The following is a 23,379-nucleotide window of genomic DNA, read 5'->3' as shown; positions in this document are numbered from 1 at the left end:
GGGTTTAATGGGCGCCCTTCGAGGAATCAGGCGGCTTTTTGAAATGGCTTTGATCGTACAGAAGTTTGGGGGCACCTCCGTCGGCACCATCGAGCGTATCGCGCAGGTGGCCGACAAGGTGAAGAAGTTCCGCGAGAACGGTGACGACATCGTCGTCGTGGTTTCCGCCATGAGCGGCGAAACCAACCGCCTGATCGATCTGGCCAAACAGATCACTGATGGCGACCCGGTTGCGCGTGAGCTGGATGTCATGGTGTCCACAGGCGAGCAGGTGACCATCGCCCTGCTGGCGATGGCGCTGATCAAGCGTGGCGTGCCGGCGGTGTCCTACACCGGCAACCAGGTGCGCATCCTCACCGACAGCGCACACAACAAGGCGCGCATTCTGCAGATTGATGACCAGAAGATTCGCGCTGATCTCAAGGCCGGTCGCGTCGTCGTTGTCGCTGGTTTCCAGGGTGTCGACGAACACGGCAGCATCACTACCCTTGGGCGTGGTGGTTCAGACACTACCGGTGTGGCCCTGGCTGCGGCGCTGAAAGCCGACGAGTGCCAGATTTACACCGACGTCGATGGTGTCTACACCACCGACCCGCGCGTGGTGCCCAAGGCCCAGCGCCTGGAGAAGATCACCTTCGAAGAGATGCTGGAAATGGCCAGCCTCGGTTCCAAGGTGCTGCAGATTCGCTCGGTGGAGTTCGCCGGCAAGTACAACGTCCCGCTGCGCGTCCTGCACAGCTTTCAGGAGGGCCCGGGCACCCTCATTACCCTTGATGAAGAGGAATCCATGGAACAGCCGATCATTTCCGGCATCGCTTTCAATCGCGACGAAGCCAAGCTGACCATCCGTGGGGTGCCGGATATCCCCGGCATCGCCTTCAAGATTCTCGGCCCGATCAGCGCGGCCAACATCGAAGTGGACATGATCGTGCAGAACGTCTCGCACGATAACACCACCGATTTCACCTTCACCGTGCACCGCAACGACTACAACAACGCCCTCGGCGTGTTGCAGAAGACTGCAGACGAGCTGGGTGCTCGTGAAGTGGTCGGGGATACCAACATCGCCAAGGTGTCCATCGTCGGTGTCGGTATGCGCTCCCATGCCGGCGTTGCCAGCCGCATGTTCGAGGCTCTGGCCAAGGAGACCATCAATATTCAGATGATCTCCACCTCCGAGATCAAGGTTTCCGTGGTGATCGAGGAGAAGTATCTGGAGTTGGCGGTACGCGCTCTGCATACCGCTTTCGAACTGGATGCCCCGGCCCGACAGGGCGAGTGATTGCACTTATTTGAAAGGCGCGGCTGGTTCCGCGCCTTTCGTCTTTTTGACTCGCACGTGGGAACTTTCTTTCTACGCGGGCTGGTCAATACTTGGGTGGAGGCTTTCAGGCTTGATTTAGCAGGAAGCCGGCACCATTTTCTTTTTGCAGACTGTTGTCCTGAGAAATGTAATCCGTTGAGGAGAAAGGAATGCTGATTCTGACTCGCCGGGTCGGAGAGACCCTGATGGTCGGTGATGATGTGACTGTCACCGTGTTGGGTGTGAAAGGTAACCAGGTGCGCATTGGTGTCAATGCGCCGAAAGAGGTTGCCGTACACCGTGAAGAAATCTACCAGCGCATCCAGAAAGAGAAGGGTGACGAACCAAGCCACTAATTTTTCTACAAATTTTTGTTTGCAAACGGGGAAAACATGTTTATCATGCGCCCCGTGTTGCGGAGAGGTGGCCGAGTGGCCGAAGGCGCTCCCCTGCTAAGGGAGTACACCTCAAAAGGGTGTCGGGGGTTCGAATCCCCCCTTCTCCGCCATTATTCAGCGAGTCGGGCGTAAGCCGGGCTGGCGAATCAACCAGAGGTGATCTGGTATAAAAGCACCGTGAAAGTGGACTCATAGCTCAGCTGGATAGAGTACTCGGCTACGAACCGAGCGGTCGGAGGTTCGAATCCTCCTGAGTCCGCCATTTCCAATGGCTTGCATCGCTGCAAGCCATTTTGTTTCAGCCAGTGGTGGTCTGGTCTAAAAACACCATAAGATCGCACGAAAGGCACTGCCTTGAAGGCGTTCTGAAACGGACTCATAGCTCAGCTGGATAGAGTACTCGGCTACGAACCGAGCGGTCGGAGGTTCGAATCCTCCTGAGTCCGCCATATTCAATGGCACTGCAGCGATGCAAGGTCATGTTTCAACCAGCGGTGATCTGGTCTAAAAGCGCCAAACGGACTCATAGCTCAGCTGGATAGAGTACTCGGCTACGAACCGAGCGGTCGGAGGTTCGAATCCTCCTGAGTCCGCCATACCCAAAGGGCCTGCAGTAATGCAGGCCCTTTTTCTTTGTGCGTCATTTCTTCACGCAGCCGGCTTCGTCGAAGCTGACCTGTCGGCTGCTGCCGCCTTTGCGTTTTTCTGTGTAGTGATAACGCTGCTGCCCGTTGCTGGCTGTGACCCTGTCCGGTTTGCCCAGGCTGTTCTCCACGTCGGCACGGCTCATGCCGCTGCGGACTTCCTTGCGGATGATTGCCTGGCGCTTCTCGCTGCTGGTCAGCAGGTTGCCGCAGCCGTCGTCTTGTTGACCAACTATGACCAGCTCCCCGGTGCCCGTTGGGTTGGGTGTTGCGCGTCGGTCTGGGTCGGCAAGGGGGATGGTCTTGCTGCTGCTGGGCGTAGGGTTGCGCGCATCTTGCAGATGCTGCTCCTGATCGGTGGCGCAGCCGTGGCGGGTGAAGGTGACATGGCCGTCTGCGCCTACGCAGCGGAACACACTGGCGGCCGAGCTGTCTTCAATAGGGTAGAGAAGCGCAGCGGCCAATAGCGCTGCGAAGTGCTTTCCTCGCATGAATCGTCCTCCGTGACGTTCGCCTGCTTCAGGTTAGACCCTTTTTTCGCGCTCGCCAGGGTGTCCCGGCGCGGATCGCTGGCGTCGTATAACCAGGTTTTCATGCGAGATCGAAGTTTGTGATGCAAGCAATTGTTCTTGCCGCGCTTTTGTCACGTACAAAGCTGTTTTGCGGTGTTATTATTCGCCGCGTCAGCCCCGCCGGGGCTTGTGGAATACCACCATGGACTTACCCAGTAGTTACTCAATACTCCCCTCGCACAATCGTGTAAGACCTGATTGATCCCCTCTGGCGTGCCTGCCAACTGGGGGTGGAGCGCGCTATGACTGAAGTAGAAGCCAAAAAGCCGCAAGAGAGCTTGCAGGATCGCCTGGCCCAGGTGATCGAACTGCTGCACCGGCACAAACTGGTCGAAGACCTGACCCATCGTCAGGAAGGCCAGCATCACGACCGGGTCGAGAACCTGGTGCATCGTCAGAATCTCGTCGAACTGCAACGCAAGCTCGAAGATCTGCACCCTGCGGATATTGCCCACATCCTCGAAGCCCTGCCGCTGGATGAGCGCCTGACCGTCTGGCAATTGGTCAAGGCCGAGCGCGACGGCGACATCCTGCTGGAAGTGTCCGACGCAGTACGAGAAACCCTGATCGCCGACATGGACGATCACGAGATTCTCGCTGCGGCCAAGGACATGGACGCCGACGAACTCGCCGACCTGGCACCAGAACTGCCGCGCGACGTCGTGCATGAGCTGATGGAGTCGCTCGACGCTCAGCAGCGTGAGCGCGTGCGTTCGGCCCTGTCCTACGAAGAGGATCAGGTCGGTGCGCTGATGGACTTCGAGATGGTCACCATCCGCGAAGATGTCAGCCTGGAAGTGGTGCTGCGTTACCTGCGGCGCCTGAAAGAGCTGCCGGGCCATACCGACAAGCTGTTCGTGGTCGATTACGACGGCGTGCTCAAGGGCGTGCTGCCAATCAAGCGCCTGTTGGTCAACGACCCGGACAAGCAGGTCGGCGAAGTCATGGCCGACGATCCGGTGAGCTTCCATCCCGATGAAGATGGCTACGACGCCGCCCAGGCTTTCGAGCGTTATGACCTGATTTCCGCGCCAGTGGTGGACAAGAACGGCAAGCTGATCGGGCGTCTGACCATCGACGAGATGGTCGACCTGATCCGTGAGGAAAGCGAAAGCGAAGTGCTGAACATGGCCGGTCTGCGCGAGGAAGAAGACATCTTCGCCTCGGTGTGGAAGTCGGTTCGCAACCGTTGGGCCTGGCTGGCTATCAACCTGGTCACCGCGTTTCTGGCGTCGCGGGTGATCGGCCTGTTCGAAGGCTCGATCGAGAAGCTGGTGGCGTTGGCCGCGTTGATGCCCATCGTCGCCGGTATCGGCGGTAACTCGGGTAACCAGACCATCACCATGATCGTCCGCGCCATGGCGCTGGATCAGGTCAGCACCGGCAATACCAAGCGCCTGGTACGCAAGGAGCTCGGCGTATCCCTGATCAACGGCCTCCTCTGGGGTGGGGTGATCGGCGCCGTGGCCTATGGGCTTTACGGCAGCTGGTCGCTCGGTGTCGTGATGACGGCGGCCATGACCCTCAACCTGCTGCTGGCAGCGCTGATGGGGGTGCTGATCCCCATGACCCTGGCACGCCTGGGGCGCGACCCGGCCATGGGGGCCAGTGTGATGATCACTGCCATGACCGACAGCGGCGGTTTCTTCATCTTCCTGGGGCTGGCGTCGATCTTCTTGCTGTAGGTCGCTTCAGTTCATCAGTTCGACCAGCCGCCAGGTATCGAGAAAGGCCGTGACCCTTGTGATCCGGCCGTTGTCCAGCTGCATGTGCCATGAGTAACTGTTCTCGTAGCGGCTGCCGTCCTTGGCAGTCGCCTGGCCATCCCAGTGCACGACCACGTAGGGTCCTTGTGCCACGATCTGGCGGACGGTGGGCACGATGGGTGTCGCCAGTTTGTCAGTGATGGGTTTGACTGCATCTTCCATGAACGCCTCGCGTGTAGGGTAGGTCCCGGAGTACGGGCTGCTGCCGGCCACGACCCAGACGGCATCATCGGCCAGCAACTGGAAGATGCCTCCCTGGCCTGCGCGCCAGTCATCGAAGGCTTTCTGAATCAGGGCCTGATTGGCCGCCGTGTTGTCACTTGCCCAGGCCGGGAGGCAGAGTGATGCGCTCAGTAGCAATGCAGCGATGATCTTTTGCATGTTCATGGGCTTTTTCTCTTGGCTGATGGGTATCGTTACTCGTTGGTTGGGAGGGCTTTGCGGCGCAGTACCATGCCGCCGTGGTAGAGCACGTCGTCGACGAACTCACCGTCGGCGGTAAAACCGGTGTCGTCGACGTAGTCGATGTGGTTGCCGGTGACGCGGTAGTGACCCTGATAGGCGCTTTCGCGATTGCCGCGTGCCTCGTCATACCGGCCGTTGGCCAATAACTCATGGCGGACACGGCCGTCGTCCGTTACCCACATGCCTACATAAGGATGCGGGTGCTCGGATTGCGCGATTGCCACGCCGGTTAGCAGGGCACCGCTCATCAACAGTGCCGTGGCAGTGTTCTTCGCTGACATGGTGGACTCCATCAATAGGGGCTGGCGGTCGGGCGCACGATCAGTTCGCTGACGTCGACGTCGTCGGGCTGTTCGACTGCATAGGCCACGGCGCGGGCGATGGCGTCTGGCGTGATGGCGACGCGACGGAAAGCTTTCATCGCCTCGCGCGCACTGGCATCGGAGATGCTGTCGGCCAGTTCGGACTCGACCACGCCGGGGCAGATCGTGGTGACGCGGATGCGCTCGCTTTCCTGGCGCAGGCCTTCGGAAATCGCCCAGACGGCATACTTGGTGGCGCAGTAGACCGCCGCTGTCGGCGATACGGCGTGGGCGCCGATGGAGGCGATATTGATGACCTGACCGCGTCCGCGTTCTTCCATGCCTGGCAGCACGGCGGCAATACCGTGCAGCACGCCCCTGATGTTGACGTCGATCATGCGGTTCCACTCATCCACCTTCAGGGCGTTGAGCGGCGACAGCGGCATGACGCCGGCATTGTTGATGATCACGTCGATGGGGCCGTGATGCGTTTCGGCATGCTCGACGAAGGCCTGCATGTCATGCAGTTGGCTGACGTCGACGGCGCGGCAGGAGGCATGTTGACCTTGTGCCTGCAGCTCTTCTGTCAGTGCCTGCAGGCGCTCGATGCGTCGGGCGCCGAGTGCCACTCGATGACCCAGGCTTGCCAGGTGTCTGGCGGTGGCTTCGCCGATGCCGCTGCTGGCGCCGGTGATGAGGATGACTTTGCTCATGTCGGTCTCCATTGCGTTATGGAGCGTCCATGCTAGGCAGGGGCGGGCCGGCTGCTAAGTCTCGTTACTCTTTCGATATTGCCTGTTTCTATTGAATGCTTCCTACAATGGCCGGGTATTGATCACGAGTCGAAAGCGGCGCATGAGCATGAGTTCCGAGAGCATCAAGCGGCGCATGGTCGAACTGATGCTGCGCCTGGCCCCCGAGGAGGGGTACACCGCAGCGCAGCTCGACGGGGTTACCTTCATGCGCTCCAATCGCTCGCTACCGGTTACCCCGGCGCTGTATGAGCCGAGCATCGTGATCGTGATCCAGGGGCGCAAGAGCGGGCTGCACGACGGCAATCTGTATGTCTACGACGCGCAGCACTATCTGGTGCTGGCGCTGCCCTTGCCGTTCTCCATCGAAACCGAGGCCAGTGCCGAAGAGCCCATGCTCGGGGTGGCGCTGCGTGTCGACCCGCTGTTGGTGGCTGAGCTGGTCATGGATCTGGAAGAGCCCCAGCCAACTCGACCGGCAACGCTTTATTCCAGCCCTATGGATGCGCGCCTGAGTGACGCCACGTTGCGCCTGCTGGAGGCCCTGGCCGACCCTGACGAGGTGCGCCTGCTCGGCCCATCGATTCTGCGTGAGATCGTCTTTCGCGTGCTGCAGGGTGAGCAAGGTAATGGCCTGCGCGCGACCCTGGCGCAGAATAGTCATTTCGGCCGTATTGCTCGTGTCCTGCAGCGGATTCATCGGGATTATCAGGAGTCGCTCGATGTACCCTCGCTGGCCGAAGTCGCCAGCATGAGCGTGCCGACCTTCCATGTGCATTTCAAGGCGATGACCAGTCGTTCGCCGCTGCAGTACCTCAAGGCCATTCGCCTGCATCAGGCGCGGCTGCTGATGATCCGCAGCGACATGAGTGCGCTCAGTGCTGCGCAGTGCGTTGGGTATGAAAGTCCGTCGCAGTTCAATCGGGAGTTCAAGCGCCTGTTCGGGCGCACCCCTGGCGATGAGACGCGCCACTTCAAGACCCTGCTGAGGCTTGCTCCTGCCGTTGATACCGTGGCTCGCTCCGCATCCTGAGGCTTCGCTCGCAGGGCCTTTATGCTTCTTTGGTAGTGGATGCTTATAAACCACTACATAAATAGCCCGTACGGCCCCTTTGGCGTTTGCTTCAAACGCTCGTTTCACGCTAAGGTTCGCCAGCTTTGCCCAGGCGCTGACTCTGGGCGCTCCTAATCAATAATGAACGCAGCCGCCTGGCTGCTGGCCAAAGGAGCCAAGATGACCTCCAGTGAACTGCTGCTCGAGGGTGTCGAACTCATGCTGTTCGGCATGGGCTTCGTATTTGTCTTTCTGGTGTTGCTGGTGGGTGTGGTCAGTCTGATGTCACGTCTGATCGCGACCTTCGCTCCGTCCGCGCCGAGCCCGGCTATTTCTTCTCGAGCGCCTAGTTTCAGGTCGGCCAGCCATGAGCCGGATGCAGAAACATTGGTCGCCATCCAATCCGCTATTGCCCAGCACCGCGCGCGCCGCGGTTGATCAGGTTCAGAGGGAGCACCTGTATGACTGCCGTAAAACAAGCACTCGGAATCACCGATGTGGTGCTGCGTGATGCGCATCAGTCGATCCTGGCGACGCGTGTTCGTCTCGAAGACATGCTGCCTATTGCGCCCAAGCTCGATCAGGTCGGCTTCTGGTCGGTGGAGTCCTGGGGTGGCGCGACCTTCGATGCCTGCATTCGTTATCTCGGCGAAGATCCCTGGGAGCGCATCCGCGAACTGAAGAAAGCCATGCCCAATACCCGCCAGCAGATGCTGCTGCGCGGGCAGAACCTGTTGGGCTACCGCCACTATGCCGATGACGTGGTGGAAAAGTTCGTCGAGCGCGCCGCCGTCAATGGCGTCGATGTGTTCCGCGTATTCGATGCGATGAACGACCCGCGCAACCTGGAAACCGCCCTCAAGGCCGTCAAGCAGCAGGGCAAGCATGCCCAGGGCACCATCTCCTACACCACCAGCCCGGTGCACACGCTGGACATGTGGGTCGACCTGGCCAAGCAGATCGAAGACATGGGCGCCGATTCGGTAGCGATCAAGGACATGGCCGGCATTCTTACGCCCTATACCGCCTTCGAGTTGGTGTCGCGCCTGAAGGCCAGCCTGGCGATCCCAATCCATATGCAGTGCCACGCCACCGCCGGGCTGTCGTCGGTGGCCATTCTCAAGGCGGTGGAGGCTGGTATCGACAACGTCGACACCGCGATTTCCTCGCTGTCGATGACCTACGGTCATTCGCCGACCGAGTCGGTGGTGGCCATGTTCCAGGGTACCGAGCGCGACACCGGGCTGAACCTGGAGCTGCTGGAAGAAATCGCCGCGTACTTCCGCGAGGTGCGCAAGAAATACGCGAAGTTCGAGGGCAACCTCAAGGGCGTCGACTCGCGCATCCTGGTCGCTCAGGTGCCTGGCGGCATGCTCACCAACATGGAAAGCCAGCTCAAAGAGCAAGGCGCCCAGGACAAGTTCGACCAGGTGCTGGCCGAGATTCCACGCGTGCGCGAAGATCTGGGTTTCATCCCGCTGGTGACGCCCACTTCGCAGATCGTTGGCACTCAGGCGGTGATCAATGTGCTCACCGGCGAGCGCTACAAGTCCATCACCAAGGAAACCGCCGGCGTGCTCAAGGGCGAGTACGGCGCCGCGCCCGCGCCGTTCAACGCCGAGCTGCAGGCCCGTGTACTCGACGGTGGCGAAGCGATCACCTGCCGTCCGGCTGATCTGCTCGAGGCCGAGATGGACAAGCTGACTGCCGAACTCAAGGGCATCGCTCAGGAGAAAGGCATCAAGCTGGCTGTCGACGAAATCGACGACGTCCTGACCTATGCGCTGTTCCCACAGATCGGCTTGAAGTTCCTGGAAAATCGTGGCAACCCGGCGGTCTTCGAGCCTGTGCCGACCGGTAAGCAAGCCCCGGCTCGCGAGGCAGGCAAGCCTGAGGTCTACACCGTCGAGGTCAATGGCAAGTCGTTCGTCGTGCAGGTGAACGAGGGCGGCGATATCGAAGGTATCAAGCCCGTCGGTGGTGCGGCGAGCACCGCACCGGCGGCTCCGGTCGCAGTGGGCGGCGGCGAGCCGCAAGCCGCGCCGCTGGCTGGCAATATCTTCAAGGTGTTGGTGCAGCCTGGTCAGGTCGTGGAGGAGGGTCAACTGGTGATCATCCTCGAAGCAATGAAGATGGAAACCGAGATCCGCGCCTTCAAGGCCGGTACCATCGGTGCCGTCAACGTCAAGGTCGGCGATGCAGTGGCAGTGGGCGCAAGCCTGCTGACCATCGGCTGAGGGGCGCGTCATGGAAAAGCTGCTCAAGCTCTGGCAGAGCACTGGTCTGTACCATCTGGAGCCCGGTCAGGCATTCATGATCGCGGTCTGCCTGTTGCTGATCTACCTGGCCATCAAGAAGGGCTTCGAGCCCCTGTTGCTGGTGCCCATCGGCTTCGGTGGCCTGTTGTCGAACATTCCGGTGGCCAACATGGCCGAGGGCGCGGGTTTCCTGCACCTGATCTATGAAGTGGGCCTGCCGACCAGCATCTTCCCGCTGCTGATCTTCCTCGGCGTCGGCGCCATGACCGACTTCGGCCCGATGCTGGCCAATCCGAAGACGCTGCTGCTTGGCGCCGCTGCGCAGTTCGGCATCTTCGGCACCCTGCTCGGCGCCCTGGCGATCACTGCGCTGGGCATTCCCGGCATGGAGTTCACCCTCAAGGAGGCGGCGTCCATCGCCATCATCGGCGGGGCGGATGGGCCGACCTCGATCTTCGTCACCTCAAAGCTGGCGCCTGATCTGCTCGGGCCCATTGCCGTCGCGGCCTATGCCTACATGGCGCTGGTACCGTTGCTGCAGCCGCCGATCATGCGTGCGTTGACCACCAAGGAGGAGCGCGCCATCGTCATGCAGCAGTTGCGCCCGGTGGGGCAGACCGAGAAGATCATCTTCCCTATCGTGCTGTGCGTTCTGATTGGCATGCTGCTGCCTGACGCCGCGCCGCTGATCGGCATGTTCGCCCTCGGCAATCTGCTGCGCGAGGCCGGTGTAGTCGAGCGCCTGGCCGATACTTCGCGTAATGCGCTGATCAATATCGTCACCATCTTCCTCGGTCTGACCGTGGGTTCGAAGCTGTCGGCCGAAGCCTTCCTGCAGCTCAAGACCCTGGGCATTCTCATGCTGGGCATGGTGGCGTTTTGCGCAGGCACTGCGGCCGGTGTGCTGATGGCCAAGCTGATGAACCTGTTCAGCAGCAACAAGGTCAATCCGTTGATTGGCTCGGCCGGTGTGTCGGCAGTGCCGATGGCGGCTCGGGTATCGAACAAGGTCGGTCTGGAAGCCAATCCGCAGAACTTCCTGCTGATGCATGCCATGGGGCCGAACGTGGCCGGGGTGATTGGCTCGGCGGTGGCGGCGGGGGTGTTGCTCAGTTTCGTTGGCTGATTGCGGCGCGGAGTTCGCTCCGCGCCTTTTCGTTGCCCACAAAAAAACCGGCTCAAGGCCGGTTTTTTTGTGGGCTCGCCTCAGGCTTCTTCGGCGGCCATTTCCACGTCGTGGGCAATCAGAGCGACCAGCGCGTTCTGCTGGCGGCGCGACAACTGACGAAAACGCTGCAGCAATTCACGCTCGTGGAGGCTCAGTTCGGGGCTGTCGAGGCGCAGGCTGAGATCGTCATCCAGAGCACCTTCCTGAAGCATGCTTTGCTCCAGGCGGGCGATGATTTCCGAATTCATGCTGCGGTGATGGTTGCGTGCTACGTCAGCGATACGCTCACGCATGCCATCTGGCAAGCGAACGACAAATTTGTCAGCCGTGCGGCTGGAATAAATAGCCTGTTTCATAGGGCGCATACATTACCGGTTAGTTCAGGGAGCGATACTGGTAGTCAGTGTCGAGATTGTCACCGGTTTGACAGTGTTTCGCACTAGCCGTTCAACCGGTATCGCGTTCTGCGTCATTATGACCCAAGAGTCATCTGAACAATTCCTTGACGCCAAATACGTGTCGGATTGTGAATCAGGTGGCGGCTTTATGCCAGCACCGATTGTCTGAAATGCGCGGTGTTCGGCAGAAGTCATGCTGATGCTGTACTCGATTATAAAAGTTTCGGTCACTCAATCGTCATCACTGATTCACAAGCCTGACACAGCTTGCGCCTACCTTGGTCTACACCAGAAGGCGCCAGCTCGCTGCCTTCGTATCGACAATGATAGTAGAGGGCCAGCCCATGCGCGCAGCGATTCGAGTCGACCGTCTGAACAAAAGCTTCGGCCGTAAACAGGCATTGTTCGATCTGGCTCTTTCGGTACAGCCGGGTGAAATGGTGGCGTTGATCGGCGCGTCGGGTTCGGGCAAGTCGACCCTGCTGCGTCATCTTGCTGGCTTGGCGCGCGGCGATGCCGGCAGTATCGAAGTGCTTGGGCGCCAGGTGCAGGCCGATGGCCGTCTGAACGGCGACGTGCGTCGTCAGCGTGCCGATATCGGCTACATCTTCCAGCAGTTCAATCTGGTGGGCCGCCTCAGTGTGCTGCAGAACGTGCTGCTCGGTGGTCTGGGGCGTATGCCGCGCTGGCGTGGCAGCCTCGGGCTGTTCAATGCCGAGGAAAAACAGCGTGCCATGCAGGCGCTGGAGCGGGTCGGTCTGGCCGAGTTCGCTGCTCAGCGTGCTTCGACCCTCTCAGGCGGGCAGCAGCAGCGCGTGGCTATCGCCCGCGCGCTGTGCCAGCAGGCCGAAGTGATTCTCGCCGATGAACCGATCGCCTCGCTCGACCCGGAGTCGGCGCGCAAGGTGATGGAGATTCTCGCCGACATCAACCGTCACGACGGCAAGACAGTGGTGGTGACTCTGCATCAGGTCGACTACGCGGTGCGCTATTGCCAGCGTGCGGTGGCGCTGAAGGGCGGGCGCATCCATTTCGATGGCCCGACCACGGGCTTCAACCCCGATTTCCTAAACGATCTCTACGGCGGCGATCTCGATATCAGCCTGCTGCTGCCGCAAGGGCAGCGCCCTCGGGCTGTAGAGCGTCCGCTGACGCTGGCCAAGGCCTGACGTCACCTCCCTCACTCGAAACAACAACGCCAACCTGCAACAGGAGTGTGCTCCATGTTCAAACGCATCGGCCATATGCTGGCTGCCTCCGCGCTCGTCACCGGTTCCCTGCTGGGCTCGGTCCAGGCCGCCGAGGAACTCAACTTCGGCATCATTTCCACCGAGTCCTCGCAGAACCTCAAGGCCATGTGGGAGCCCTTCCTGGCCGACATGAGCAAGCAGACCGGCGTGAAGATCAACGCCTTCTTCGCCCCTGACTATGCCGGGATCATCCAGGGCATGCGCTTCGACAAGGTCGATGTGGCTTGGTACGGCAACAAGTCGGCGATGGAAGCGGTGGACCGCGCTGGCGGCGAGATCTTCGCCCAGACCGTGGCGGCCAACGGCGCGCAGGGTTACTACAGCCTGCTGGTGGCGCACAAGGACAGCGCGATCGACTCGGTCGAGGACATGCTCAAGAACGCCAAGAGCCTGACCTTCGCCAACGGCGACCCGAACTCCACTTCCGGCTACCTGGTGCCCGGTTACTACGTGTTCGCCCAGAACAATGCCGACGCCGGCAAGATCTTCAAGCGCTCGCTCAACGGCAGTCATGAGGTCAACGCCTTGTCGGTGGCCAACAAGCAGGTCGATGTCGGCACCTTCAACAGCGAGGGCATGGAGCGCCTGGAAGTGACTGCGCCGGACAAGGCCGCGCAACTCAAGGTGATCTGGACCTCGCCGCTGATCCCGTCCGACCCGATCGTCTGGCGCAAGAACCTGCCGCAGGAAACCCGCGACAAGCTGCGTGACTTCTTCATGAGCTACGGCGCCAAGCCGGAAGAGAAGAAGGTACTCGCAGGCCTGCAGTGGGGGCAGTTCAAGGCTTCCGACAACGATCAGCTGCTGCCGATTCGCCAGCTCGAGCTGTTCAAGAAGCGTACCGAAGTGGCTAACAACGCCACGCTCAAGGACGCCGACAAGCAGGCTCAGCTCAAGGAACTGGACGCCGAGCTGGCCAAGTTGGAGCAGCGCATGGCCGAGCGTGAGAAGCAAGGCGGCGCCAGCGCCGGTTGATCCTGGCAGCCCCTCGGTATCGACCGAGGGGCTGACTGCAGTCGTTTTCCCCGAGATGCCTTGATGACCACTTTGACCACCCATACCCCGACCATCGATAGCAAACGCAGCTGGTTGCAACTGATCGGCTGGGGCCTGTTCTTCGCCGTACTTGCCTGGTCCTGGCAGGGCGCGGAAATGAACCCGCTGGCGCTGGTGCGCGATGCCGGCAACATGGCCACCTTCGCCGCCGACTTCTTCCCGCCGGACTTCAGCAACTGGCAGCACTACCTCAAGGAGATGGTGGTCACGGTGCAGATCGCCCTCTGGGGCACGGTGCTGGCCATCGTCTGCGCCATTCCTCTGGGCATTCTCTGCTCCGAGAACATCGTGCCCTGGTGGATCTATCAGCCGGTACGCCGAGTGATGGATGCCTGCCGTTCGATCAACGAAATGGTCTTCGCCATGCTCTTCGTCGTCGCGGTCGGCCTCGGCCCCTTCGCGGGCGTGCTGGCACTGTTCATCAGCACCACCGGGGTGCTGGCCAAGCTGTTCGCCGAGGCGGTCGAGGCCATCGACCCCGGCCCGGTCGAAGGGGGGCGCGCCACTGGTGCCAGCGCCTTGCAGGAGGTGATCTTCGGCGTCATCCCGCAGGTGCTGCCACTGTGGATTTCCTACTCGCTGTACCGTTTCGAGTCCAACGTGCGCTCGGCCACGGTGGTCGGCATGGTCGGCGCTGGTGGTATCGGCGTGATCCTCTGGGAGGCTATCCGCGGCTTCCAGTTCGCCCAGACCTGCGCGCTGCTGATCGTGATCATCCTGGTGGTGAGCGCCATCGACATCCTGTCCCAGCGCCTGCGCAAGCTCTTTATCTGAAGGAGAGGGAGGGCGCCTGCGTGCGCCCTTTTCAAACGATGAACTTGTCTAGACAAAGCGAACCGCTGTACCGCGAACTGGCTGCCGTGCTGCGCGAAGACCTGCAGCGCATGAGTCCGGGCGACTACCTGCCGGGCGAGATGCAACTGGCCGCGCGGTTTTCCGTCAACCGTCACACCCTGCGCCGCGCGGTGGACGAACTGGTGCTCGAAGGCCGCCTGCTGCGTCGCCAGGGCAAGGGCACTCAGGTGCTGGCCAAGCCGCTGGTTTATCCGGTGGAGGCGGGCAGCGCCTTCAGTCAGTCGCTGTCGGCGCTCGGCCACCGGGTCGAGGCGCAACTGATCGAGCGCCTGCGCCGCAGTGGCAGCCGCGAGGAGTGCCGCCACCTGCAACTGCCCGATGGCAGCGAGCTGATCGAACTGGCCACGCTGCGCCTGCTCGACGGCCAGCCGATGAGCCTGATCCGTCACCGTTTCTGCGCCAGCCTGGCGCCGCTGCTGGCTGACTACCAGGGTGGTTCGCTGCGCCAGTACCTGGCCGAGCGCGACCTGCCGTTGGCGCGCACCTTCAGCCTGATCGGTGCGCGTCTGCCCAGCCGCGAAGAAGCCGCGCACCTGCTGATGCCACGCCATGCGCCGCTGCTCAGCGTACTCACCCTGTCCCGCGACCCTGCCGGTCGTGCGGTGGAGCTGGCGCAATCCAGCAGCCGCGCCGACCGCTTCCAGTACCAGGTAGCGACCTGATGGAGACCCGCATGAACGACCATGATCCGAACATCGCCGCGCGTCAGCGCTGGATGGGCGTGCTGGCCCGCGCCGGCGACGCCCTCGATGCACATGAGGCGGCGCTCAAGGATAGCGCCTACCAACTGATCCGCTCCCCCGAGGTCGGTATGACCCTGGTGCGCGGACGCATGGGGGGCACCGGCAGCGCCTTCAATCTCGGCGAAATGACCGTGACTCGCTGCGTGGTGCGCCTGGCCGATGGACGCACCGGCTACAGCTATCTGGCCGGACGCGACAAGCGCCGCGCCGAACTGGCGGCATTGGCCGACGCCCACCTGCAGGGCAGTGACCAGGCGCGCTGGCTCAGTGATCTGATCGAACCCCTGGCCCGTCAGCAGCGCGAACAGCGCCTGGCTCGGGCCGCACAGACTGCCACCACCCAGGTGGAGTTCTTTACCCTGGTCAGAGGAGAGGATTGATGACTACGCCGCACAGCTCGCACTGGCTGCAACCGGCTTTCGACGACCCGGTGCTGGACGCCCAGGTAAGCTTCCGCGCCGCCCTCGCTGCCCTGGCCGAACCCGGCCTGACCCAGTCGATGGCCCGCGCCCATGCCCTGGGCGATCTGGCGCCGGCCACCTACGGCCTGTGCCTGGCCTTCCTCGACAGCGACACACCGCTGTGGCTCGCACCGCGCTTCGACACGCCGCTGATCCGCGCCAATCTGGCTTTCCATTGTGGTTGCCCGATCGTCGCCGAGCGCGAGATCGCCCTGTTTGCTCTGCTCGACGAAAGCGAGCTCGCCGACCTGTCGGACTTCGACAACGGCAGCGAGCGCTACCCGGATCAGTCCTGCACGTTACTGATTCAGCTCGCTGACCTGCACGCCGGTGCCCCGCTGCGCTGGCGTGGGCCGGGCATCAAGGACGTGCGCAGCGTCAACCTGCCGCTGCCGGCCTCGTTCTGGCAGCAGCGCCAGGCGCGCAGCGCCTTTCCCCGTGGCCTGGATTGCTTCTTCGCCGCAGGCGGCGAGGTGATCGGCCTGCCGCGCAGCACCCGCGTGCTGATCGAAACCGAGGAGGCTGCCTGATGTATGTCGCCGTCAAGGGTGGCGAACGCGCCATCGACAATGCCCATCAGCTGCTGGCCAGCCGTCGCCGTGGCGACTCCGCTGTCGCCGAACTGGCCGTGGAACAGGTGCGTCAGCAACTGCCACTGGCCGTGGCCCGCGTGATGAGCGAGGGCTCGCTGTATGACGAGGAGCTGGCCGCGCTGGCCATCAAGCAGGCGGCTGGCGACCTGATGGAAGCCATCTTCCTCTTGCGCGCCTACCGCACCACCTTGCCGCGTTTCGGCGCCAGCGAGCCGCTGGACAGTACGAAAATGCAGCTGGAGCGCCGCATCTCCGCCACCTTCAAGGATCTGCCCGGTGGCCAACTGCTCGGCCCGACCTTCGACTACACCCACCGCCTGCTGGACTTTGCCCTGCTGGCCGAGGGCGATTACCCGGCACCGGAAAGCGCCGTGATCGATGAACCGAAAGCCTGCCCTCGGGTGCTGGACTTTCTCGCCGAAGAGGGGCTGATGGCCCGCGAGATGGACGATGGCGCACCGGTGCCGGACATCACCCGCGAGCCGCTGGCCTTTCCCGCCAAACGTGCCGAGCGCCTGCAGGCGTTGGCCCGTGGCGACGAAGGCTTCCTCCTGGCGCTGGGTTATTCCACCCAGCGCGGCTACGGCCGCAACCACCCGTTCGCCGGGGAGATCCGCATTGGTGACGTCGAGGTGTGGATGACGCCCGCCGAACTGGGCTTCGCCGTGCCGCTGGGCGACATCGAAATCACCGAGTGCGAGATGGTCAACCAGTTCGTCGGTGAAAGCGCCGAGCAGGCGCAGTTCACCCGTGGCTACGGCCTGGCCTTCGGTTACGCCGAACGCAAGGCCATGGGCATGGCCCTGGTCGACCGCGCCCTGCGCGCCGGCGAGTACGGCGAGGAAGTGCAGGGCCCGGCGCAGGAGGAGGAATTCGTGCTGATGCACTGCGACAACGTCGAGGCCGCCGGCTTCGTCTCGCACCTCAAATTGCCGCACTACGTCGACTTCCAGGCCGAACTGGAACTGATCCGCAAGCTGCGCCGCCAGGCGCCGGCAGAGGAGAACCGCTGATGAACCTGTCCACTGCAAGCGGCGCCCGCGAGGCGTCGGCCTACAACTTCGCCTACCTCGACGAACAGACCAAGCGCATGATTCGTCGAGGCCTGCTCAAGGCCGTATCCATCCCCGGCTACCAGGTGCCCTTCGGCGGCCGCGAGATGCCGCTGCCCTACGGCTGGGGCACCGGTGGCATGCAACTGACCGCCGCCATTCTCGGTGCGGATGATGTGCTCAAGGTGATCGACCAGGGCGCTGACGACACCACCAACGCGGTGTCGATCCGTCGCTTCTTCGCCCGCACCGCCGGCGTTGCCACCACTGAGCGCACGGCTGCCGCCAGCGTGATCCAGACCCGCCATCGCATCCCCGAAACGCCACTTTCGGCCGGGCAGATCATGGTCTACCAGGTGCCGATTCCCGAGCCGCTGCGTTTCATCGAACCGAGCGAGCAGGAGACACGGACCATGCATGCGCTGGAGGACTACGGCGTGATGCACGTGAAGCTGTACGAGGACATCGCCACCTTCGGCCATATCGCCACCGCCTATGCCTACCCGGTGACGGTGGATGAGCGCTACGTGATGGACCCGTCGCCGATCCCGAAATTCGACAACCCCAAGCTGGACATGAGCCCGGCGCTGATGCTGTTCGGCGCCGGTCGCGAGAAGCGCCTCTACGCGGTACCGCCGTTCACCAAGGTGATCAGCCTGGACTTCGAGGATCACCCCTTCGCCGTGCAGCAGTGGGAGGAGTGCTGCGCTTTCTGTGGCAGCAACGAGTCCTTTCTCGACGAGCTGATCGTCGACGACGCCGGCAGCAAGCGCTACGTCTGCTCCGACACCGACTACTGCCGCCAGCGCACCGAGCGTCTCGAGGAGAACCTGCAATGAGCGCCGCCGAACGTTTGCAACCTGCCTTGGCAACGGCCGAGCCGCTGTTCTCGGCGCGTGATCTGACCCGCCTGTACGGCCCGGAAAAGGGCTGCCAGGGGGTGAGCTTCGACCTCTATCCCGGTGAGGTACTGGGCATCGTCGGCGAGTCCGGCTCGGGCAAGTCGACCTTGCTCAGCTTGCTCTCCGGGCGCTGCCCGCCAGATCGCGGCGCAGTGAGTTATCGCGGTCGCGACGGCCAGTGGCTCGACCTGTACAGCGCCAGCGAGGCCGAGCGGCGCACGTTGCTGCGCACCGAATGGGGCTTCGTCGAGCAGAACCCGCGTGACGGCCTGCGCATGGCGGTATCGGCCGGCGCCAACATCGGCGAGCGGCTGATGGCCCAGGGCGTGCGCCACTATGGCGAGCTGCGCGCCGCCGGGCTCGACTGGCTGAGCCAGGTAGAGATCGACCCGGCGCGTATCGACGACCTGCCGCGCACCTTCTCCGGCGGCATGCAGCAGCGCCTGCAGATCGCCCGCAACCTGGTCTCCGCGCCGCGCCTGGTGTTCATGGACGAGCCGACCGGGGGCCTCGATGTCTCCGTTCAGGCGCGCCTGCTGGATCTGCTGCGCGGGTTGGTACGCGAGTTGGACCTGGCGGTGGTGATCGTCACCCACGACCTGGCGGTGGCGCGCCTGCTGGCCGACCGCCTGATGGTGATGCGCCGTTCGAAGGTCGTGGAGGCGGGGCTGACCGACCAGATTCTCGACGATCCGCAGCATCCGTATTCGCAGTTGCTGGTGTCGTCGGTGTTGCAGCCTTGATTCCGTCTTGTGGGAGGGGCTTTAGCCGCGATCCCTTTTGTCGCGGCTAAAGCCCCTCCCACGCACGCAGAGATTATTGACCATGAACAACCTGATCGAGGTCAGCGGCCTCAGCAAGACCTTCACCCTGCACCAGCAGAACGGCGTCGTCCTGCAGGTGCTGCGTGACCTGAACTTCAGCGTGCGGGGCGGCGAGTGCCTGGTGCTGCACGGCCAGTCCGGCGCTGGCAAGTCGACCCTGCTGCGCACGCTGTACGGCAACTACCTGGCCGCTGGCGGCAGCATCCGCATCCGTCACCAGGGCGCGCCGGTGGAGCTGGTCGGCGCCGAGCCACGCCAGGTGCTGGACGTGCGGCGGCAGAGTCTGGGTTATGTCAGTCAGTTCCTGCGGGTGATCCCGCGCGTCTCTACCCTGGACGTGGTGATGGAACCGGCGCTGTCGCGTGGCTGGGCGCGTGCCGATGCGCAGGCGCGTGCCAAGGAACTGCTGGCCCGCCTGAATATTCCCGAGGCGCTCTGGCAACTGGCGCCGGGCACCTTCTCCGGGGGCGAGCAGCAGCGCGTCAATATCGCCCGCGGCTTCATGGTCGAGTGGCCGGTAATGCTGCTGGACGAGCCCACCGCCTCGCTGGACGACGCCAACCGCCAGGTGGTGCTGGAGCTGATCAACGAAGCCAAGGCCGCAGGCAGCGCACTGATTGGCATTTTCCACGACCGCACCGCCCGCGAGGCGGTGGCCGACCGTTACCTCGACATGAGCGCCGAGGCGGCGCAACCGGAGTACGTCTATGTCGTCTGAACAGATTCTCAGCAACGCCCGCGTCGTCACCGCTGAGCGGGAATTCCTGGGTAGCCTGCTGCTGCGTGACGGACTGATCGCAGCGGTGGACGAGGGCGCCAGCCGCCTGCCGCAGGCCCAGGATCTCGGCGGCGATTACCTGCTACCGGGGTTGGTGGAGTTGCACACCGACAACCTGGAAAAACACATGAGCCCGCGCCCTGGCGTGGACTGGCCATCGGCTTCGGCGGTACTGACCCACGATGCACAGATCGTCGCCGCCGGCATCACCACGGTATTCGACGCGCTGTCCATCGGCGACATCAACCCGCGCGGGCGGCGCATGCAGCAGTTGCCGGCGATGATCGAGGCCATCGCTGCCAGCGAGGCGGCCGGACAGACTCGCGCCGAGCACCGCCTGCACCTGCGTTGCGAGCTGTGCCATCCGGATGCCCTGACGATCTACCGCGACCTGGTGGAGCACCCGCTGGTGGCGCTGGTCTCGGTGATGGATCACTCGCCCGGCCAGCGCCAGTTCGCCAAGGTGGAGAAGTACCGCGAGTACTACATGGGCAAGTATCACCTGAGCCCGGCAGAGATGGAGGATTTCCTCCAGGAGCAGATCGCCAACTCGCGCCAGTACAGCGACCGTCAGCGCCGCGCCATCGTCGAGGACTGCCACAGTCGCGGCATCTCGGTGGCCAGCCATGATGACGCGACCCTGGCCCATGTACAGGAATCGGCGGATTTCGGCATGGCCATCGCCGAGTTCCCTACCACCCTGGAGGCGGCCAGGGCCAGCCATGAACTGGGTCTGAAAGTATTGATGGGCGCGCCGAACGTGGTGCGTGGCGGCTCGCACTCGGGCAATATCGCCGCCGCTGAGCTGGCGCGCCATGGCGTGCTGGATATCCTCTCCAGCGACTACTACCCGGCCAGTCTGTTGCATGCGGCCTGGCTGCTCGTCGGGCAGTACAACGACTATGATTTGCCTGCGGCCATCGCCACCGTGAGCCGCGCGCCGGCCAGGGCGGCCGGGCTGGATGATCGCGGCGAGATTCGCGTCGGCCTGCGCGCCGATCTGGTGCAGGCCAGGGCCCATGGCGAGCAGCCGGTGATCCAGCAGGTGTGGCGCCAAGCACGAAGGGTGTTCTGATGCAGGGCAGGTTGATCTATCTGATGGGGCCTTCGGGCTCGGGCAAGGACAGCCTGTTGCAAGCCGCGCGCGCGCCGCTGGAAGCGCACGGCTGCCGTTTCGCCCGACGGGTGATCACCCGCAGCGCTGAATCGGTAGGGGAAGATGCGCTAGGCGTCACCCCGACAGAGTTCGAGCGCCTGGAGGGCGAGGGCGCCTTTGCCCTGAGCTGGCGCGCCAATGGCCTGGCCTATGGAATCCCGTGCGAGATCGATGACTGGCTGAGCGCCGGGCAGGATGTGCTGATCAATGGTTCGCGCGGTCATCTCGAGGCTGCGCGCCAGCGCTATCCGGATTTGCTGGCGGTTCTTCTGCAGGTCGATGAGGCAGTGCTGCGCCAACGCCTGCTGGCCCGCGGCCGGGAGACGCCGGAGCAGATCGAGCAGCGCTTGGCCCGCAGCCGCAGCTTTGCTGTTGTGGGAGGCGCTTTAGCGGCGACTGTCGCCGCTGCGACTGCTGGGATGCAGGAGGTAGAGCGAAGCAGGATGCCCGAGCCGAAAGCCGCTCCCGCAGGGGAGTACCTGGCAATCCTCGACAACTCCGGCCCCCTGCAACAAACCGTCAGCCGCCTGTTGTACCTGCTCGACGAGGCTCGCCAATGCGCCTGACCCTGCTCGGCACCGGTGATGCCCGTCAGCTGCCGGTCTACAACTGCAGTTGTCCGGCCTGCGATGCGGCACGCGTGTATCCGGCGCGGCGTCGTGGCCCCTGCTGTGCGTTGATCGAATGCGGCACGCAGCGCTGGCTGATCGACAGCGGCCTGACCGACCTCACCGAGCGCTTCGCGCCGCACAGCCTCAGCGGCATCCTGCAGACCCATTACCACGCCGACCATGCCCAAGGCCTGCTGCACCTGCGCTGGGGCCAGGGGCTGGTGATTCCGGTGCATGGCCCGGATGACCCGGAAGGGTTGGCCGACCTGTACAAACACCCCGGTATCCTCGACTTCAGCCAGCCATTCGCCGCCTTCGAGCGCCGTCAGCTGGGTGAGTTGCGCGTCACTGCCTTGCCGCTGAATCATTCCAAGCCGACCTTCGGGTACTTATTTGAAGGGCGGGGGGTCGAAGGGCAGGGATTGCAGGGGAAAGGCAGGCGCATCGCCTACCTCACCGATACCCTCGGTGTGCCCGAGGCCAGTTGCGCCGAATTGCAGCGTGCACCGCTGGATGTGCTGGTGCTCGATTGCTCCACCGCGCCGCAACCTGTCGCACCGCGCAACCACAACGATCTGACCCGCGCGCTGGAGGTCATCGAGCGGTTGCAGCCGACGCAGGCGGTGCTGACCCATATCGGCCATGCCTTCGACGCCTGGTTGCTGGATCATCCCGACGCGTTGCCGAGCGGCGTAAGCCTGGCCAGCGACGGCCTGGTGCTTTGATTGTGCTGAGCCCAACGTTTCCGAGGTGTACGACTTTGCCGTCTCAGTGCACAACCTTCCGGCTGCTTGCCCTGAGAACATCATGAAGGCTCGCCGCATTACCCTGCTGCTGTGTACGGCCGAAACCCTGGGCATGGCCGGTTTTGCCCTGTTCGCCGCATTGCTGCCGCAATTTCAGGTGCTCTGGGGGCTGAGCAATACCGAGGCCGGCTGGATCGGCGGCGGCTTCTTTCTCGGTTATATGCTGGCCGTGCCGGTGCTCACTGGCCTGACCGACCGTCACGATGCCCGACTGATCTACCTGTGGGCCATGCTGCTGACGGCCGCGGCCAGCGCCGGTTTCGTCTTCGCCGATGGCTTCTGGTCGGCGCTGCTCTGGCGCGTGCTCGCCGGCATCGGTCTGGCGGGCACCTACATGCCGGGGCTCAAGGCGTTATCAGAGCGCATCGACGGCGCCTCGCAGTCGCGGGCAATCGCTTTCTACACCGCCAGCTTTGGTCTGGGCACGGCGCTTTCCTTCACCCTGTCTGGTGAGCTGGCCAAGCTCGGTGGCTGGCAGGTGCCGGCACTGCTCAGTGGCGGCTGCGCGCTGCTGGCCTGGGCGCTGGTGTACCGGGGCCTGGCGCCGAAGCCGGTGGCGGCGCATGCGCCGCGCAATCTGCTGGATCTGGCACCCCTGAAGAGTCGCGCAGTGCTGGCGTACTGTCTGACCTACGCGATGCACAACCTGGAGCTGTTCGCCCTGCGCGCCTGGTTGGTGGCTTTCGTGGTGTTCTCCGGGCATCTGCAGGGCGTCGATCCCTGGCTATCGGGCACCTGGGTGGCGATGCTGGCGACGCTGATCGGTATGCCGTCGAGCATCCTTGGCAATGAGCTGGCGCTGCGTTTCGGTCGTCAGCGCTGGCTTATCGGCGTGATGCTCGCCTCCGCGCTGTTGGCAATCGTGGTCGGCCTGGGTGCGGCACTGCCGTTCTGGGTGATGCTGGTGCTGGTTCTGCTCTACGCGGTGACTGTGACCGCAGACTCCGCCGCGCTGACCGCCGGGCTGGTCAGTGTCGCCCCGGCCAGCCACCGTGGGGCAGCGATGGCGCTGTATTCCTGCACCGGCTTTACCGGCGCGTTCCTCGGGCCGCTATTGTTCGGCATTACTCTCGATGCCCTGGGTGATCAGCAGTTGCTTGGCTGGTGGGCGGCGTTCGCGCTGATGGGCCTGCTGTTGACGCTGGGCCCGCTGGCGCTGTGGTGGGCGGGCAGGGCACGCAAGGGTGCTGCTGGTTTGTAGGCCCGATGTGC

Annotated in this window: 26 protein-coding genes and 4 tRNA genes; 25 read left to right on the top strand and 5 right to left on the bottom strand. The window is 63.2% G+C overall.

Annotation, left to right across the window (positions count from 1 at the left end; translation table 11 throughout):
• Window positions 1-43: 43 nt before the first annotated feature.
• From INS93_RS08585 to INS93_RS08560, 6 genes are all read left to right on the top strand, one after another.
• Window positions 44-1,282, top strand: a complete 1,239-nt coding sequence (locus INS93_RS08585; RefSeq protein ID WP_160020294.1) for an aspartate kinase — start codon at window positions 44-46, stop codon at window positions 1,280-1,282.
• Window positions 1,283-1,473: 191 nt separating this feature from the next.
• Complete coding sequence (gene csrA, locus INS93_RS08580) at window positions 1,474-1,659, top strand: carbon storage regulator CsrA (RefSeq protein ID WP_003244478.1); 186 nt, start codon at window positions 1,474-1,476, stop codon at window positions 1,657-1,659.
• A 61-nt stretch (window positions 1,660-1,720) separates the two neighbouring features.
• Window positions 1,721-1,811: transfer RNA gene (locus INS93_RS08575), tRNA-Ser, on the top strand.
• A 75-nt stretch (window positions 1,812-1,886) separates the two neighbouring features.
• A tRNA-Arg gene (locus INS93_RS08570) sits at window positions 1,887-1,963 on the top strand.
• Between the two features lie 110 nt (window positions 1,964-2,073).
• Window positions 2,074-2,150, top strand: a tRNA-Arg gene (locus INS93_RS08565).
• A gap of 70 nt (window positions 2,151-2,220) precedes the next feature.
• A tRNA-Arg gene (locus INS93_RS08560) sits at window positions 2,221-2,297 on the top strand.
• A gap of 44 nt (window positions 2,298-2,341) precedes the next feature.
• Here the strand turns inward: INS93_RS08560 and INS93_RS08555 are convergent.
• Window positions 2,342-2,836, bottom strand: a complete 495-nt coding sequence (locus tag INS93_RS08555; RefSeq protein ID WP_192981048.1) for a DUF4124 domain-containing protein — start codon at window positions 2,834-2,836, stop codon at window positions 2,342-2,344.
• 323 nt (window positions 2,837-3,159) lie between these two features.
• Between INS93_RS08555 and mgtE the strand changes: the two genes are divergently transcribed.
• Window positions 3,160-4,602: a magnesium transporter gene (mgtE, locus tag INS93_RS08550; RefSeq protein WP_192981047.1), complete on the top strand. Its 1,443-nt coding sequence runs from the start codon at window positions 3,160-3,162 to the stop codon at window positions 4,600-4,602.
• A 6-nt stretch (window positions 4,603-4,608) separates the two neighbouring features.
• Here the strand turns inward: mgtE and INS93_RS08545 are convergent, their stop codons facing one another.
• From INS93_RS08545 to INS93_RS08535, 3 genes are read right to left on the bottom strand one after another with little or no spacing between them, the layout of a single operon-like run.
• Entirely contained in the window at window positions 4,609-5,070 is a 462-nt protein-coding gene (locus tag INS93_RS08545) for a nuclear transport factor 2 family protein (RefSeq protein WP_160020291.1), read from the bottom strand.
• A gap of 29 nt (window positions 5,071-5,099) precedes the next feature.
• A complete protein-coding gene (locus INS93_RS08540; RefSeq protein ID WP_224490645.1) occupies window positions 5,100-5,396 on the bottom strand; it encodes an Atu4866 domain-containing protein in 297 nt (98 codons plus the stop codon).
• 44 nt (window positions 5,397-5,440) lie between these two features.
• Complete coding sequence (locus INS93_RS08535; RefSeq protein WP_420707285.1) at window positions 5,441-6,175, bottom strand: SDR family oxidoreductase; 735 nt, start codon at window positions 6,173-6,175, stop codon at window positions 5,441-5,443.
• 163 nt (window positions 6,176-6,338) lie between these two features.
• On the opposite strand from INS93_RS08535, the gene INS93_RS08530 reads away from it, so the two are divergent.
• The 4 genes from INS93_RS08530 (at window position 6,339) to INS93_RS08515 (ending at window position 10,640) form a co-directional block, all read left to right on the top strand.
• Window positions 6,339-7,235, top strand: coding sequence for an AraC family transcriptional regulator (locus INS93_RS08530; protein ID WP_192981429.1), 897 nt, complete (start codon window positions 6,339-6,341; stop codon window positions 7,233-7,235).
• Window positions 7,236-7,436: 201 nt separating this feature from the next.
• Window positions 7,437-7,694: an OadG family protein gene (locus tag INS93_RS08525; protein WP_192981044.1), complete on the top strand. Its 258-nt coding sequence runs from the start codon at window positions 7,437-7,439 to the stop codon at window positions 7,692-7,694.
• Window positions 7,695-7,717: 23 nt separating this feature from the next.
• Window positions 7,718-9,493, top strand: coding sequence for a sodium-extruding oxaloacetate decarboxylase subunit alpha (gene oadA, locus INS93_RS08520; protein WP_192981043.1), 1,776 nt, complete (start codon window positions 7,718-7,720; stop codon window positions 9,491-9,493).
• A gap of 10 nt (window positions 9,494-9,503) precedes the next feature.
• Window positions 9,504-10,640 carry a sodium ion-translocating decarboxylase subunit beta gene (locus INS93_RS08515; RefSeq protein ID WP_192981042.1) on the top strand — a complete coding sequence of 379 codons (1,137 nt, stop codon included), beginning with the start codon at window positions 9,504-9,506 and terminating at the stop codon, window positions 10,638-10,640.
• A gap of 80 nt (window positions 10,641-10,720) precedes the next feature.
• Here INS93_RS08515 and INS93_RS08510 read toward each other — a convergent pair whose 3' ends face one another.
• The gene (locus INS93_RS08510) at window positions 10,721-11,047 is read right to left on the bottom strand and encodes an Arc family DNA-binding protein (RefSeq protein WP_003461866.1); all 327 of its coding nucleotides are present in this window, start codon (window positions 11,045-11,047) and stop codon (window positions 10,721-10,723) included.
• A 377-nt stretch (window positions 11,048-11,424) separates the two neighbouring features.
• Between INS93_RS08510 and phnC the strand changes: the two genes are divergently transcribed.
• The 14 genes from phnC to INS93_RS08440 all read left to right on the top strand — a co-directional run bounded on the left by phnC (window position 11,425) and on the right by INS93_RS08440 (window position 23,368).
• A complete protein-coding gene (gene phnC, locus INS93_RS08505) occupies window positions 11,425-12,249 on the top strand; it encodes a phosphonate ABC transporter ATP-binding protein (RefSeq protein WP_192981041.1) in 825 nt (274 codons plus the stop codon).
• Window positions 12,250-12,303: 54 nt separating this feature from the next.
• Window positions 12,304-13,305 carry a phosphonate ABC transporter substrate-binding protein gene (phnD, locus tag INS93_RS08500; RefSeq protein WP_192981040.1) on the top strand — a complete coding sequence of 334 codons (1,002 nt, stop codon included), beginning with the start codon at window positions 12,304-12,306 and terminating at the stop codon, window positions 13,303-13,305.
• Between the two features lie 63 nt (window positions 13,306-13,368).
• Window positions 13,369-14,160, top strand: a complete 792-nt coding sequence (phnE, locus tag INS93_RS08495) for a phosphonate ABC transporter, permease protein PhnE (protein WP_192981039.1) — start codon at window positions 13,369-13,371, stop codon at window positions 14,158-14,160.
• A gap of 20 nt (window positions 14,161-14,180) precedes the next feature.
• On the top strand, window positions 14,181-14,903 hold the full coding sequence (gene phnF / locus INS93_RS08490; protein ID WP_192981038.1) for a phosphonate metabolism transcriptional regulator PhnF: 723 nt from the start codon (window positions 14,181-14,183) through the stop codon (window positions 14,901-14,903).
• A gap of 11 nt (window positions 14,904-14,914) precedes the next feature.
• Complete coding sequence (gene phnG / locus INS93_RS08485) at window positions 14,915-15,364, top strand: phosphonate C-P lyase system protein PhnG (RefSeq protein ID WP_397428071.1); 450 nt, start codon at window positions 14,915-14,917, stop codon at window positions 15,362-15,364.
• Window positions 15,364-15,975, top strand: coding sequence for a phosphonate C-P lyase system protein PhnH (gene phnH / locus INS93_RS08480; protein ID WP_160020280.1), 612 nt, complete (start codon window positions 15,364-15,366; stop codon window positions 15,973-15,975). Before phnG ends, phnH begins: the two co-directional genes overlap by 1 nt.
• Entirely contained in the window at window positions 15,975-17,051 is a 1,077-nt protein-coding gene (locus INS93_RS08475; protein WP_192981036.1) for a carbon-phosphorus lyase complex subunit PhnI, read from the top strand. Before phnH ends, INS93_RS08475 begins: the two co-directional genes overlap by 1 nt.
• Window positions 17,051-17,929 (top strand): alpha-D-ribose 1-methylphosphonate 5-phosphate C-P-lyase PhnJ, encoded by an 879-nt coding sequence (locus tag INS93_RS08470; RefSeq protein WP_192981035.1) that lies wholly within the window; start codon window positions 17,051-17,053, stop codon window positions 17,927-17,929. Before INS93_RS08475 ends, INS93_RS08470 begins: the two co-directional genes overlap by 1 nt.
• On the top strand, window positions 17,926-18,735 hold the full coding sequence (gene phnK / locus INS93_RS08465) for a phosphonate C-P lyase system protein PhnK (RefSeq protein ID WP_160020277.1): 810 nt from the start codon (window positions 17,926-17,928) through the stop codon (window positions 18,733-18,735). The genes INS93_RS08470 and phnK overlap by 4 nt, the downstream gene beginning before the upstream one ends.
• 82 nt (window positions 18,736-18,817) lie before the next feature.
• Window positions 18,818-19,534 (top strand): phosphonate C-P lyase system protein PhnL, encoded by a 717-nt coding sequence (gene phnL, locus INS93_RS08460; protein WP_192981034.1) that lies wholly within the window; start codon window positions 18,818-18,820, stop codon window positions 19,532-19,534.
• Window positions 19,524-20,669, top strand: coding sequence for an alpha-D-ribose 1-methylphosphonate 5-triphosphate diphosphatase (locus tag INS93_RS08455; protein ID WP_192981033.1), 1,146 nt, complete (start codon window positions 19,524-19,526; stop codon window positions 20,667-20,669). Before phnL ends, INS93_RS08455 begins: the two co-directional genes overlap by 11 nt.
• Entirely contained in the window at window positions 20,669-21,316 is a 648-nt protein-coding gene (gene phnN, locus INS93_RS08450; RefSeq protein ID WP_192981032.1) for a phosphonate metabolism protein/1,5-bisphosphokinase (PRPP-forming) PhnN, read from the top strand. The genes INS93_RS08455 and phnN overlap by 1 nt, the downstream gene beginning before the upstream one ends.
• Window positions 21,307-22,086: a phosphonate metabolism protein PhnP gene (gene phnP / locus INS93_RS08445; RefSeq protein ID WP_192981031.1), complete on the top strand. Its 780-nt coding sequence runs from the start codon at window positions 21,307-21,309 to the stop codon at window positions 22,084-22,086. Before phnN ends, phnP begins: the two co-directional genes overlap by 10 nt.
• An 82-nt stretch (window positions 22,087-22,168) precedes the next feature.
• Entirely contained in the window at window positions 22,169-23,368 is a 1,200-nt protein-coding gene (locus tag INS93_RS08440) for an MFS transporter (RefSeq protein WP_192981030.1), read from the top strand.
• The last annotated feature ends 11 nt before the right edge of the window (window positions 23,369-23,379 follow it).

Origin of the sequence: Pseudomonas sp. EggHat1 (genome assembly GCF_014892995.1) — a bacterium.
GTDB lineage: Bacteria > Pseudomonadota > Gammaproteobacteria > Pseudomonadales > Pseudomonadaceae > Aquipseudomonas > Aquipseudomonas chaetocerotis.
The sequence above is the reverse complement of the archived record's forward strand: the minus strand, read 5'-3'. Positions and strand labels throughout refer to the sequence as shown.